The organism is Virgibacillus sp. M23 (assembly GCF_034190895.1).
GTDB lineage: Bacteria > Bacillota > Bacilli > Bacillales > Amphibacillaceae > Virgibacillus > Virgibacillus salarius.
Genome location: NZ_JAWDHA010000087.1, coordinates 1 through 14,145 on the forward strand (window position 1 = coordinate 1; position 14,145 = coordinate 14,145).

The window sequence follows — 14,145 nt, forward strand, 5'->3', positions numbered from 1 at the left end:
TCAAAATGATGGGTAGGTTCCATCTCATATAATTCGTGTATGTCAAACAAGCTTTGTTGTCGTATAATAGACATAGGGGCATCTCACCTCTCTGTTTATGTTTGTGTGGTAACTAACATTATACAGGGTTTGGGGAGGTGCTCTAATTTTTATGTCTTTAAAGTCTTGAGCCCCAAGGGCTCTATATTATGAAATTAACTCATCTACTTAATATTAACTTTAATAGGTGTTGAGATGTTATCTGGATAGTCAGCTTCATTTTGCTGTGTTATATATACTAGATTATTTTTAGGAAGATATATAATACTTTGTGTAAATATTATAAATAACATTAGGGAAAATATATACTTATTAATTAAATTCATGATTAAACTCCTTCCCAATTTCTAAAGCTAATTTATAGTAGTAGACTGCTTTTTTATAAAATCCTTTACTCTCAAAAATAGTAGCAGCCATTTTTAAATAAAATTTGTAGTCATCACGATCTCCATTTTTATTAAAAAATGGGATCGCTTTTTTTAATAAAAATGTAAGATTGTCTTCACTATAGAATCCGTTTTCACTGTTGATAATCAATGTTTTAAACTTTATTATATATTCTTCATTTCTTGATTTAATTGCCATATCATAAGCCATTTTAATATCTTTAGTAATTTCCATACCTAAATGTTTATAGCGTATTAAGTATAGTAAATATATAGTGTTTATAGAACTATAGTTTTTTCCTTTAATATTTAAACATCTATTCAAATAACTCACCGCTGTATTCCAATTTTTCTCTTTATACTCTAGGTAACCAAGATTATGAAGTATCCTTGCTTCATTTTTTTTATCACCCTGATTAAGTACTTCTTTTAATGAAATATTAAGGTATTCTTTAGCTAAAGTCATTTCTTTTACAAGCATATAATTGATTCCAAGTAATATATGGCAATTCATTATTTTTATTAGATCTAATTGTTCAATATATATTGCTTTTGCTTTATTTAACATTTCTATAGATCTGCAATAACATTCCATTTTACTCGATGCAATTGCAAAGAAATAGTAGAAGTCACCATCAGGTTGATACTGTTCCACATTTTTTACAGCTAATTCGAATAGTTCCATGCTTGCCGGTATCTTATTTTGCTTTAATAGAAGAATTGCCTTGTTTTTATAATAATGATAAGAATGTTTAGTTATAATAATGTCTAAGTTGTTTTCTATTTCTATTAATAATTTATTTGCCTTATATAAGTCCTTTCTTAATATGGTTAAATCAAGCAACTGATTGAGTAAAAATATGTTTTTTTGATCTTGGTTAAGAGCAAAATACTGATCAATGATTTGTTTATAGGAAATAATGGCTGATTCGGAGTTCTTATTAGTAATAGCATTAAAGTAAGTAATTAATAATTCATCTATGTATGGGTCTTTGCTTTTTTCTAATTTTTCATAAGGTATCTTTAGTTTTTTGCAAAGTAGTAATAGAATTTCTTTACTTGCAGTAATGCTATTATTTTCAACCTTACTAAGGTATGGAATAGAACATATGCCTAGACATACTTCTTCTTGAGTTAGATTAAGTCGCTTACGTTTATTTTTTATATATAGTCCTATACTCATATTACTATCCCCTTCAAATTGATCAGGTATAATGGCTTATATACATATTCTATAATGGTAGCCTAAATTCCTTCTTAATTGGAATAAAAATTTTAATATTACGAAGCAAGATAGAACCTCTTGATAAATAGATGGGTGTTTTATAAGCTAAAGTCTTTCGATCCCCGAGTCTTTTTTTATGGCAAGCTTTTTACTATCGGTTTTAGGTAGGTTGGAAGTAGAAAAACCGCAAAATTAATCAAAACATACGGATTCCTTTTTGATATTTTAATAAAGAAAGGAGGAACATGCTATCAAATATGAGGATGTCATTAATCAAACGATTACCTATATTGAAGAACATTTGCATGAATTGTTAACAATGGAAGATATTGCGGATTGGGCAGGCTTTTCTAAATATCATTTTCATCGAATTTTTCAAACAACAGTTGGTATGACGATAACGGAATATATTCGAATGCGAAGATTGGCAAATGCATCAGTGGATCTGTTATACACAGACGAACGGATTCTAGATATCGCACTTTATTATCATTTTGAATCACAGGAGGCTTTTTCTAGGGTCTTTAAAAAGGCTTATCATTTGCCTCCTGGGAAGTATCGAAAATTAATGTCGGATGTACTGAAAAATAAGGAGGAATCTTATATGGATAATCAAGTGAAAGGTTGGTTTTTAAGTGGGTCGGACCCGTTTAATTATGAGATGGGAATGGATCGGGAGGTCGTACATTGTGGAAAATCATCAGGCTATTTAAAAGCTAAAACGGTGATTGATTCTTCAAACTTTGCTACGATGATGCAGCAATTCAAAGCAGATAAATTTATCGGAAAACGAATGAGACTATCTTGTTTTTTAAAAACAAAAGATGTAGACACTTTTTCTGGTATGTGGATGAGAGTAGATAATGCTTTTGATGATGTTTTACAGTTTGATAATATGAGTAATCGCCCTATCAAAGGGACTACGCAATGGAACCGATATACGATTGTTTTGGATGTTCCTTCTGAAAGCTCGGTCATATCATTTGGAGTTATATTAACGGGTCAAGGCATTATATGGGCAGACCAATTTCGTTTTGAAGAAGTGGATAAAAATGTGGCAGCAACTAATTTGGAAATACAAACAGAATTATTGGATGAGCCAGTAAACCTATCATTCGAGGAGGAAATTAGTTAAAGTGGATGTTTTTTCTAATCGAATTCTTGGGTTCTAAACTTGACAAAAATGTGTATCAATTATAAACTATTGGAAATTTCATAAAAGGAAACACGATGATAGGGAGTATTAAGGATTATTATTGTTAAGAGAGCTGCCGGTTGGTGTAAGGTAGTCAATATAACCCCAACTCACCCTGGAGTGGTAAGGCTGATATGTAGGTCTTAACGGTTAACTCCGTAATTGGTTAATGAAGTGGATTTGTTTTGTAAATGAATCAAAAAGAGTGGTACCACGAAGGTAAAGCCTGTCGTCTCTTATGGGATGATGGGCTTTTTTATATGATAAGGAGGGAGTACAATTGAAAATACAATATCCAACTCCCCTACAGAAAGGGGATAAAATTGCTGTTACTGCTATTTCAAGTGGTGTAGAAAGACCGTTACATATTTTATTAGAGGAAGCAAAAAGTAATATGGAATCCCTTGGGTATCAAGTGGAATTGGCAGAAACCGTATGGACTGAAGAAAAAGCAAGAAGTGCAACAAAAGAAAAAAGAGCAAAAGAATTTATGGATCTCTATATGGACCCGACAGTTAAAGCAATTATTCCACCGTGGGGTGGACAATTTTCATTAGAAATTTTTCCATTGTTAGATTGGGAGAAAATCAAGAAGATGCCTCCAAAGTGGATACTAGGATATTCCGATATTAGTACAATGAACTTTGTGTATACAACAATTACTGGCAATGCATCAGCCCATGGAATAAATTTTGTGGAGATGTCTGCACCAACTTTAGATGAAACAAGTAGTGGTTGGGAGCGTGTATTAACAGCTAATCAGAAAGAAATTGTTACACAGCAATCATCTTCTAAATTTCAGTCTTCATGGGAGAAGGTGTTTAAAAACCCGGCAACTGGCTTCTATTTGGATAGCCAAACGGAATGGAAAAGTCTCAATACGAAGGAAACTTTCTCTGGAAGATTGTTAGGTGGTGTCATTAATACACTTCAAAATATTCATGGTACACCATTTGATCAAGTGGAAAATTACCTAGATACGTATACAGAAAATGAAGGGACGATTTGGTATCTTGAAAGTGTTGATATGAGTGCAGCTGAGATTTATCGTGCTTTGTGGCAAATGAAAGCGAATGGATGGTTTAAAAATACAAATGGTGTCCTAATCGGTAGATTAAGTGGATATACTCCTACAAAGGATTATCAACTAAAGGATGTATTGATCGATATTTTCTCTAAGGAGAATATCTCATTTATTTACGATGTAGATACAGGTCACTTACCTCCACAACTCACCTTAGTCAATGGTGCTTTGGCACAGGTATTCTATGAAAAAGGTGCTGGGAAAATAGATATACATTTTAAATAAAAATAAACTGGAAGCGATGACGGTAAGAGAAATGAAGGAAGGAGGAGGGAATAGGGATGCAGAGCTTATCGAGGTTCTGGCTACCTTGGGTGCTAGGTGTAATCGTAGCAGTAGTTGCAATAAGTTTGTGGAATAAAAAAGAGATAGATTGGGATCATATTATGACAATGAGTATCGCTGGATTAATTGGTATGTTGATTGCAACAGGAATAAAGATGGCTATAAAAATGGCTAATAGCAAATCAAGTGAATAGTTGTTTGCAGGCTATATTGGAATGCAAAAAGTTGTACACTATAGTTAGTAAAGAAAATGGTGCTTTTAAAGTAAAATGATTAAGATTTTGACTATCGCCAATGGTATAGCCTATTTATTAAGCTATATTGGTGATAATCATGCGGTCCTTTAGGAGGGATCGCTTTTTTATGTAACTAATCGGCTTAGGTTGACTTCTTTTAAATTACAATGTAATATATAAATTGCAAAAGTAATATATAATTTACATTGCGTAGGTGAATGTATGAAAAACAATGTGAAAATAGCAAGAATAAAATTATCGATGACGCAAGCACAATTAGCCAAAAAAGTAGGCGTAACAAGGCAGACAATAGGACTAATCGAGAAGGGAGTATATAATCCGAGTCTCCAACTTTGCATTGCCATAGCAAAAGAACTTCATAAAACGTTAGATGAATTATTCTGGGAGGTGGAAATGTAATGAAGTCATGGCTATCGTTTTTATTACCAAATGACGAATATAAAGAAAAAAAGATTCTTTACTTTTTATCAGAAGGATCCATTGTTCTACTGATAGCGTTATTTAGTATATTTATCAGTAGTCGGTACGTATTCAATTTTCAGCTCGATATAGAATTTGCTTTGTTTGCTTCTATATTCATTTTTTTAGGATATGTTCTATTAAGGTATATTATATCTGGTATGGAATATACAGATGTTGCTACAGAACATGCCTACAAGAAAGAGCTAAAGCATATTTTTAGCAGGACATGTAGTTTTGGGATTATTTATATGTTGCTCTATTTCATTTTTGTCGGTATCCCAAGTAAGCAAAATGAATGGGGAGAGCTTTTGGGATTACTTTTAAGTATTTGCCTCATTTGGTTTATTATAAGTTTTATTTCCTTAAAGATCTCCTATAAAAAGAATAAAGAATTGTTATAATTCATTTTACAGACTAAAAAAGAGCGAGCAGCCTACCAGTACAAAAAAGCTTGTAGAAAACATAGGGGTTTATTTACAAGCTGGCGATTCTTCAACAGAGGAATCGTTATTTTTTTGTCTTTACCTTATTATTTGATAGCTGTTATTTTTGTAATCATTTCTCATAAGGTGAAACGTCATCCCCAATATGGGGAAGTGGGGGATCGACTGTCAGTAAATGTCCGATTAGTTCGAAGGCTTTTAGGTCATACCCTTGTGGTACGAACAATCTGTGTGGGATAAAACAAACCCCCACTGTTTGAGGTTTCACTTTAATGAGGGATGTCATTTTTCTCTTTTATATCCAGATTTTAAAATGGGTAACATGTTATTCTATGCCTTTCTATAATTCATTTATAAATGAGAAGAAGGAAATTAGTAATAATCTATCGAATTCTAAATTTTCAGCATAAAAATTTAGAAGGGGAATGTGCTATTGAAAAGATTAGTAATTATTACAGTTGGTAAAACACATAGCGGGAAAACTACATTTGCTAAAGCCCTTGAGCAACAGCTACATCATTCATTGGTGATCGACCAAGATAACCATGCTGAATTCATCAACACCTATTACAAACCCTTACTACCAAAACAAGGGCCCAATGCTATTAAATACACGATCACACAATCAATTGTTGGTTATGCTGTTCAACAAACTAAATCTCATTCTTTGTAACTCAAATCGTTCTCGCAAAGATCGTTTAGAACTGCTTTCGTATTTTCAACGTAATGGTTTTACTAGCATTCTTGTTAATTTTGATATCCCTGATCCTATTCTGCAAGAGCGAGTGATTAAAAGTCAGCGCAGTACAGCTATATTTAGGTTTGTTTCCAATTTTGAAGAAGTGCTTACGCGACAACAAGCGGAAACGGATAAGGAGGATATAAAAGCACCATTGATAGACGAAGCAGATCATTTATTTGTAATCAAAAAAGAGCCAGAAGTTCAGTCTGTTATTCAAAGAATAGTAACTTTGGAAGCAAACGTATAACCTATGTATTACCGACTTGGATTGTAGATAATTTAATCAATAATCGAGTTACGGAATCCAATTTAATAAAAACATCGGAGCTGAAAATGATGAAAAGAGAATTAGAAAAAGCGATTCACTTACGTAAAAATGGAAACCATAAAGAATCGAATGAATTGCTCATCAAACTGGTACAGCAATTTCCTGAAAATGCATCGATAAATTATCAATGTGCTTGGAGTTTTGACTTACTAGGAGTAGAAATACAAGCTGTACCTTATTATCAAAAAGCGATTCATTTAGGGTTATCGTCAGAGGAGTTGGAAGACGCATTATTGGGGCTAGGGAGTACGTATAGAACATTAGGCGAATATGAAAAGTCAAAAGATACATTTCTAAAGGCTATCGAGTTATTTCCTGATAATCGAGCCATTCAAACGTTCTATTCAATGACGTTATATAATCTAAGTGAACATAGTAAAGCAATGGAGATATTACTAAACTGTCTAGTAGATACGACAACTGACGAAAAGATAGAACGCTACAAAAAAGCAATTAATTTCTATGCTAATCAATTAGATAACATTTGGAAGTAGATTAGAACATGTAGGTTTGGAGTGATTACATGGTAATTAGGACATACGAAGATAATGATGAGAAAGGCTGGTTGCGATGTCGAGTATTATCATTCCTGGATACTGCTTATTTTGATGATGTACGAAGAGAGAAGGAAAATTATGCTCATCCATCTGTTGAACTAGTTGCAGAAGAGGGTAACCAGATTATAGGTATCATGGATATTGAATGTGAGCAGAAACCAAATACAATCTGTTCTAATGAAAATATAATTAGCGGAATGATTTGGCATATTGCAGTTCATCCAGACTTTCAAAGAAAGGGAGTTGCTACAGCACTATTAGACAAAGCCATTAAATATCTTAGAGATATGGGGATTCGTCGAATCGAAGCATGGACTCGGGATGATAGATGGGTGAACAGCTGGTATGAATCAAATCATTTTATAAAAAAGGATGCTTATTTTCATGTTTATATAGAGGGGAAAGAGGTAGAAGGCACGCTGAAATCAGAAGTATTACAATTAACACCAGTTTCCGCATGCGCCCACTATACAGGTAACAACGAAGAAATCTTGAATAGATTTAACAGAGTCCATGAATGTAGCATGTATGAGCTAGTATTAAATCATGAGCAACACAATAATCATTAATTTTTGGTACTATAAAGGTAGAAATTCATCAATGCCTATAAAAGTGCCAGTTCAAGACTTATCAAGAGGGATTTTCCTCATGTTCGTAAAAAGTTATGGAAAGAAATGTTTTGGTCAAGGAGTTTTTGTTTGTTGACGACTGGCGATTCGTCAGCTACCAAAAGTGGCGATTACCCGAGAAACCCCCACTTCAAGCAACCCGTAAGGGTGGTTAGTGGTGGGAGTAGTTCACGCTTGCGAGTCATTAATGTAGGTTGGTGGAAGGGATTTCACCTTATGGGCGTATAAGACTCGTTTAACAATGGTAAAGGTGAGGGATATTTCAGATGAAACATAAAAAGGCGAAATTAAATGAGGGATATACTATATTTAAACCAATAGGAGTGAAGGTAGAATATCCTATTGTCGATTTAGAGAAAAAACAAGTAACTGGAACTGTATCATCTCATGACAAAATTTATTTAACCGTGCTTGTAGATTTAAAGGCAAATAGAGTCCATGTAAAGGGGAATGTGGAAGGATTAGAAAATAATACGATGGACAACAACGCTTATACAAGCATGATTAAAGCCGAAGCTAGATTTTTTGTTGAGAACCATATTTCTAATCCGAAAGAGTACTATAATCAGTTCAAATAATTGAAGTTTCACTTTATCGGGTTTCTTATTGTTAATGAATTTAAGCTTGAAAATATGCTATGACTAAAACGCATAAAAAGATGACCACGAATTTATGTCGTAATCATCTTTTGAAAGTCTTGGTTTATCTGTATTTGAAAACTGAACGAAATGATGTGTGTTTTTCCGTACGTTATAGATCAAGAGTTTTGATCTATTCCATTAATGGCAATGCTGTTAATGATTTGGGCAATTTGCTGAGGTGTTTTATCCATGTTGTTGGCAAGCCAATGTTTAATGACGTGAATACTTCCGCTTATAATAAATGTACTTATGTATTCAGATACAGCCGCATCATTTTCCTGACAATCCATCCACGTAGTAATGAGAAAGCTACGTGCTACTTCCATTACTCTTCGCTCAAAAGAAGTATCCCCATTTTCATTTAATAGGACGTTACAGATATCAGACTTTGAAACGATATACTCCAATAGTCTTTCTGTTGTTTGTAACGACTTCTCGATTTCACTAAAATTATGTTGACTTAAATAGGTGTTCATATCTGCAATGATTTCTTCTTCTATTTGTCTAAGTAAATCAAATTGATCTTTGTAGTGTGTGTAAAAGGTAGAACGGTTAATATCGGCTTGCTCACAAATTTCTTTAACGGTAATTGCTGCTATTTGCTTCGTGCTTAACAAACTAATTAAACTATCCTTCAATACCATGCGTGTATATTTCTTTCGTCGATCTAATTTCGGGTTCATACATTGTTCACACTTTCTTTACATTGATATCCAACATTTCAAAAAAATCTGTTGCTTTTTATACGTATGTTTATAAACTGTTTGTTGTTAATCCAACACGGTGTATATTATAATAATAAAAGATTTGAATTAACGATGCAAGAGAGGATGAACACTGATTGAATGGACAGCGCAGATACTAAGGCATAAAAAATCGGTTGTACTTACATTTGTGATATTGGCAGCTATTTGTGTTGTTGCCCAGTTTGCCGTATCAGTTAACTACAATATGGTAGATTATCTCCCGGAGGATGCACCGTCTACCGTTGCCATGGAAACGATGGATGCAGAATTTGATGGGGCGGTTGCAAATACCCGTGTGATGATGAAAAATGTTAGTATTCAAGAGGCTTTAGCAGTAAAAAAAGATCTAGAAGCCATTGATGGCGTCTCAGAAGTAACGTGGCTGGATGATGTAATCGATATAAAAACACCAGTAGAAATGGCAGACGAAGATACGGTGGAATCCTATTACAAGAACGGGAATGCACTGTTTTCTTTTCATATTGCTGAAGGAAAAGAAGTAGATACGACAGATGCAATCTACCAATTAATTGGTAAAGACAACGCGATGTCTGGTGAGGCACTTGATACAGCAACATCACAGAAAATGACTGGGAAAGAGACGATGTATGCTGCAGCATTGCTAATACCAATTATTATTTTAATTCTTATCCTATCCACAAGATCATGGGCTGAGCCGGTATTCTTTTTAACAGCAATTGGAGTTTCTGTACTTATTAACTTGGGTACCAATGTATTTATTTCTGAAATATCCTTTGTTACACAATCTGTTGCACCAATTTTGCAACTTGCCGTATCGCTCGATTATGCTATATTTCTGCTGCATAGTTTTTCTGATCACCGAAGGGAAGTAAATAGTCCAGAAAAAGCGATGCAACTAGCGATGAAGCAATCTTTCCCTGCAATTGCAGCAAGTGCTTCTACAACGTTCTTTGGATTTATTGCATTGACCTTTATGGATTTCGAAATCGGTGCAGATTTAGGTCTCAATTTAGTAAAAGGTATCTTACTTAGCTTCATTAGTGTAATGGTCTTTTTACCAGCACTAACCGTAATGTTTTATAAATGGATTGACAGAACACAGCATAAACAATTATTGCCGAGCATTCCTAATGTCGGGAAGTCGCTGATAAGACTACGTATTCCAGCGCTAATTATTGTCATGGTTTTGATTATCCCAGCTTTCTTAGGACAAAGTCAGACTAATTTCATGTATGGAGTTGGTGATCAGCCAGAATCGACCCGTGCGGGGAGTGATTCGATAAAAATTGAAGACAGTTTTGGCAAACATACACCAATGGTTCTATTAGTTCCGAAAGGAGATCTTGCCAAAGAGGAAAAGCTGGTAGATGATTTAAATGAATTACATGCTGTAAAAAGTACTGTATCCTATGTTGATTCAGTTAGTGCTGCTATACCACCTGAATATTTAGATGAATCGGTAACAGATCAGTTCTACTCAGAAAACTATAGCCGGATTATCTTAAATTCGACTATTGATGCTGAAGGTGAAGAAACATTTGATTTTATTGATGAAGTAAAAGCAACGGCAGCAGACTATTATGGTGATGATTATCATGTGCTAGGAGAAAGTGTAACTCTGTATGACATGAAGCATATCGTAGAAAAAGATAATACAGTCGTAAACGTACTGACGGTTATGATGATAGCAATTGTCTTACTGGTTACGTTCCGGTCGATTTCACTTCCAGTAGTATTATTAGTAACGATTCAGTCGGCTGTATGGATTAATTTATCCATTCCATACTTTACAAATACATCTCTCGTATACGTAGGGTACTTGATTATTAGTACGGTACAGCTTGCGGCAACAGTTGATTACGCTATTTTATTAACGGAAGCATATAAAGAAAACCGCAAGCAAATGACCGCTAAGGATGCCATCCGAAAGACCATTAATGAAAAGATATTTTCCATTGGAGTTTCTGCTTCCATTCTTTCCAGTGTTGGATTCATTTTATGGCTTACGTCAACGAATCCGATCGTATCGTCCATTGGACTATTGCTGGGACGAGGTGCGTTATTAGCATTTGTAATGGTTGTCTTACTCCTTCCGGCATTGTTACTCGTTTTTGACCGAATAATTGAAAAAACCATATGGAAACCAAATTTTTATAAGGGGAAGTGATGAAGTGCGAACAAAAAAAGTAAGTCTTGTGATATGGAGCGCAATTCTTGTATTAGCTTCCTTTCCGCCAGTTACGCTCGCCACTGAAAAGTCAGATAAGGAAGATGCTACTACTCAAAACGATGGAGCGTTCTCTTCCAAGGATGAAGTCATATATGGAAATATGGATGCAAATGGAATGATGCAGGATTTGTATGTAGTGAATACATTTCGTGTAACAGAGCCAGGAAAAATGATAGATCATGGGGATTATACAGCTATCAGGAATTTAAGTAATTTGCACGAAATGGAAAAAAAACAGAATAATACCGTGCATTTTCAAGCAGATGAAGAAGAATTTTATTATCAGGGAAAAATGGAAAACCAACCATTGCCATGGGATGTTTCTATCACCTATTTGCTGGATGGAAAAGAAATCGAACCAAATGATTTAGCTGGAAAAAGTGGATCTTTGGAAATCCAATTATCGACATCAAAAAATGAAGAGGTAGATCCTGTATTCTTTGAGAATTATATACTACAAATTGCCATTACACTTGATCCGGCAAAAGCGAATAACATCCAAGCTCCAGAGGGAACGGAAGCTAATGCTGGTAAAAATAAGCAAATTACCTTTTCGGTAATGCCTGAACAAGAAGAAGAGGTAATTGTATCAGCAGATGTCACCAATTTTGAAATGCAGCCAATTGAAATAAACGCAGCGCCTTATTCCATGTCTATTGAAAGTCCAGATATCGGTGGCATGACTGGGAAAATGCAGGATTTAGCTGGAGCGATTAGTGAAGTTAATTCAGGTGTTGGTGAGTTAAGTCTTGGAATTGATGAACTCAATCAAGGGGCAAAGGAAATAAGTAATGGTTCAAGTGAATATCGAAGCGGTATCAAAGAGCTAGATCAATCCTCTAGCGTATTAGTTAATGGGTCTTCTTCCATTCAGGATGCAATAAAAAAGATAAATAAATCTGTTCAAGCGAGTACTGGGAATTTAGATCTTAGTCAGCTTCAAGAATTACCAGCAGGGCTCCGTCAAGTTGCTGGAGGCTTGAAAAAAAACGCTCAAGGTATTGACACGTTAAAAGAAAACTATAGCAAAGCATATCATAAGTTGGATGAAGCAATCGCCAATGTTCCTTCCTATAATATTAGTGAAGCACAGATAAACAAGTTATATGAAAGTAATGCAAATAAGGAAGTAGTTAATCAATTAGTAGAGACATATAGAGCAGCAAATGCTGCAAAACAAACATATAATGCAGTTAAAGGCGCATTTGGTAGTGTGACAGATTCACTAAATCAATCTGCTAGCGGCACAAGGGAAATGGCAGCTAATTTAGAAGCGATGGCATCAGAATTAGAGAAGGCTCTTAAAAACATGGATGGAATGGATGCCATGGCTCAGCTTCAAGAAGGATTTTCTTCTCTATCTTCCGAATACCAATCTTTCCATAATGGGCTATTAAGCTATACAGATGGTGTAAGTAAGCTGGCATCTTCGTACGGAAAGCTAGATACTGGTATACAAGAACTGGAAAAAGGAACCGCTGCAACCAGTGATGGTGCAAATGAACTGCATAAAGGCACCAACGAGTTACAGGAGGCGACGAATGATTTACCAGGACAAATTAAACAAGAGACAGATGAGATGATGGAGGAATATGATAACTCCGATTTTGAGCCAAAGTCTTTTGTATCTGACCAAAATAAGAATGTCGAAGTTGTTCAATTTGTCTTGCAAACAGAAAGCATTAAAATTCCAGAACCTGAAACAACCGAGGCACCGGTAAAAGAGGAAAAGGGGATTTGGGAACGATTTTTAGATCTTTTTAGATAAAAGAAAATAAGCCTCCTTACTTGGAAAAGTGGGGAGGCTATTGTATCTACTGCTCTGTTCTAACATTTATCTCTCCATTAATGAAATAGTTAAGAAAAAATATACATAAAAATGACAGAGGGTTCTGCAATCTGACTGTAGAAATATATAAGAACACTAGATATAGGAGTGTTAAAATGAAAATTGCTGCTCTTTATGATATTCATGGGAATTTACCAGCACTCAATGCAGTGCTGAACGAGCTTAAAGAGGTACAACCGGATTTGATTTTCATTGGAGGAGATATTGTTTCTGGTCCTATGCCAGAAAAAACGTTAGAACGCTTGATTCAGTTGGGTGATAAGGCTCGCTACATTCGTGGGAATGGAGATCGAGAAGTGGTGATGGCCTTTGAGGGTGAGTCGCTCGAACATATGTCTGAAAAAGGTAGTGAGAAGCAACAATGGGTCGCCAATCAACTAACTAGCTCCCAACGCGATTTTTTATCTAAAATGCCAACAAAGAAAACGCTTTATATTAAGGGGTTAGGTAATATTTTATTCTGTCATGCTACCCCAACTAGCGATGAAGAGATATTTACACCCCATACATCAAAGGAACGCCTCGAAGCCATTTTTAATGATGTGAACGAACCAATTGTAGTATGTGGACACACACATATACAATTTAAGGCAGAGGTTGGGGATCTATGTATTCTTAACGCGGGAAGTGTAGGAATGCCATTTGCAGATGAACGTGGTGCTTATTGGCTCTTACTCAGTTCTCAGGGATATGAATTTCGACGTACGCCATATGACGAGGAAGCAGCTGCCAAAGAGATAGGTGCTAGTAATGATCCGCAGGCTCAAGCGTTTGTTAACACATATGTTCAGAATGTAATGACAAAGAGTAAGGGAATGGAAATCTTAGAAAGCTTGGTAAAGAAACGCTGATTTTCATGCTTAGTTAAGTATGATCGTCAATGTGGTCGGCATTTCAGTAGATACAAACTGGATCTTATGGTACCTAGCTTTTTTTAAAAAAGTTAAGAAAGTATAAAATCAGTGCAATGACTGCGTTAAGCCAAGTAGTTATTTTGAAATGTTTGATGTATATTGGCAATGCTCCGACTAATTACTTCGCTTTCCGCGGGCACGGCCTCAACTA

Annotated in this window: 13 protein-coding genes, 2 pseudogenes and 1 other annotated feature; of the genes and pseudogenes, 13 read left to right on the forward strand and 2 right to left on the reverse strand. The window is 35.1% G+C overall.

The features are described 5' to 3' along the window. Nucleotides 1–351 precede the first annotated feature (351 nt). Nucleotides 352–1,608, reverse strand: coding sequence for a tetratricopeptide repeat protein (locus RVS70_RS20275; protein ID WP_026679732.1), 1,257 nt, complete (start codon nucleotides 1,606–1,608; stop codon nucleotides 352–354). Between the two features lie 292 nt (nucleotides 1,609–1,900). On the opposite strand from RVS70_RS20275, the gene RVS70_RS20280 reads away from it, so the two are divergent. The 10 genes and pseudogenes from RVS70_RS20280 to RVS70_RS20325 all read left to right on the forward strand — a co-directional run bounded on the left by RVS70_RS20280 (nucleotide 1,901) and on the right by RVS70_RS20325 (nucleotide 8,210). Next, nucleotides 1,901–2,785, forward strand: a complete 885-nt coding sequence (locus tag RVS70_RS20280; protein ID WP_321134641.1) for an AraC family transcriptional regulator — start codon at nucleotides 1,901–1,903, stop codon at nucleotides 2,783–2,785. A gap of 86 nt (nucleotides 2,786–2,871) precedes the next feature. Next, nucleotides 2,872–3,085, forward strand: a binding site (T-box leader). A gap of 40 nt (nucleotides 3,086–3,125) precedes the next feature. Next, the gene (locus tag RVS70_RS20285; protein ID WP_205389629.1) at nucleotides 3,126–4,154 is read left to right on the forward strand and encodes a S66 peptidase family protein; all 1,029 of its coding nucleotides are present in this window, start codon (nucleotides 3,126–3,128) and stop codon (nucleotides 4,152–4,154) included. A gap of 56 nt (nucleotides 4,155–4,210) precedes the next feature. Then, on the forward strand, nucleotides 4,211–4,408 hold the full coding sequence (locus RVS70_RS20290; RefSeq protein ID WP_321134635.1) for a hypothetical protein: 198 nt from the start codon (nucleotides 4,211–4,213) through the stop codon (nucleotides 4,406–4,408). Nucleotides 4,409–4,672: 264 nt separating this feature from the next. Further along, on the forward strand, nucleotides 4,673–4,870 hold the full coding sequence (locus tag RVS70_RS20295) for a helix-turn-helix transcriptional regulator (protein ID WP_026679735.1): 198 nt from the start codon (nucleotides 4,673–4,675) through the stop codon (nucleotides 4,868–4,870). Next, nucleotides 4,870–5,334, forward strand: a complete 465-nt coding sequence (locus tag RVS70_RS20300; RefSeq protein ID WP_026679736.1) for a hypothetical protein — start codon at nucleotides 4,870–4,872, stop codon at nucleotides 5,332–5,334. Before RVS70_RS20295 ends, RVS70_RS20300 begins: the two co-directional genes overlap by 1 nt. A gap of 475 nt (nucleotides 5,335–5,809) precedes the next feature. Further along, nucleotides 5,810–6,365, forward strand: a pseudogene (locus RVS70_RS20305) (ATP-binding protein). A gap of 89 nt (nucleotides 6,366–6,454) precedes the next feature. Continuing rightward, entirely contained in the window at nucleotides 6,455–6,940 is a 486-nt protein-coding gene (locus RVS70_RS20310) for a tetratricopeptide repeat protein (RefSeq protein WP_121604671.1), read from the forward strand. Between the two features lie 29 nt (nucleotides 6,941–6,969). Next, nucleotides 6,970–7,572 (forward strand): GNAT family N-acetyltransferase, encoded by a 603-nt coding sequence (locus RVS70_RS20315; protein ID WP_281949430.1) that lies wholly within the window; start codon nucleotides 6,970–6,972, stop codon nucleotides 7,570–7,572. A 21-nt stretch (nucleotides 7,573–7,593) separates the two neighbouring features. Further along, a pseudogene (locus RVS70_RS23455) lies at nucleotides 7,594–7,755 on the forward strand (transposase); the annotation flags it as partial. Nucleotides 7,756–7,898: 143 nt separating this feature from the next. Beyond that, nucleotides 7,899–8,210 (forward strand): hypothetical protein, encoded by a 312-nt coding sequence (locus RVS70_RS20325; RefSeq protein WP_121604673.1) that lies wholly within the window; start codon nucleotides 7,899–7,901, stop codon nucleotides 8,208–8,210. A 179-nt stretch (nucleotides 8,211–8,389) separates the two neighbouring features. On the opposite strand, the gene RVS70_RS20330 is transcribed toward RVS70_RS20325, so the two are convergent. Beyond that, nucleotides 8,390–8,956, reverse strand: coding sequence for a TetR/AcrR family transcriptional regulator (locus RVS70_RS20330; protein WP_026679742.1), 567 nt, complete (start codon nucleotides 8,954–8,956; stop codon nucleotides 8,390–8,392). A 268-nt stretch (nucleotides 8,957–9,224) separates the two neighbouring features. Here RVS70_RS20330 and RVS70_RS20335 point away from each other — a divergent pair, with 268 nt between their 5' ends. From RVS70_RS20335 to RVS70_RS20345, 3 genes are all read left to right on the forward strand, one after another. Continuing rightward, nucleotides 9,225–11,168, forward strand: coding sequence for an efflux RND transporter permease subunit (locus RVS70_RS20335; RefSeq protein WP_226983645.1), 1,944 nt, complete (start codon nucleotides 9,225–9,227; stop codon nucleotides 11,166–11,168). 4 nt (nucleotides 11,169–11,172) lie between these two features. Next, nucleotides 11,173–12,999, forward strand: coding sequence for a YhgE/Pip domain-containing protein (locus RVS70_RS20340; RefSeq protein WP_121604675.1), 1,827 nt, complete (start codon nucleotides 11,173–11,175; stop codon nucleotides 12,997–12,999). Between the two features lie 176 nt (nucleotides 13,000–13,175). Further along, nucleotides 13,176–13,931, forward strand: coding sequence for a metallophosphoesterase family protein (locus RVS70_RS20345; protein WP_166530986.1), 756 nt, complete (start codon nucleotides 13,176–13,178; stop codon nucleotides 13,929–13,931). Nucleotides 13,932–14,145: the final 214 nt, after the last annotated feature.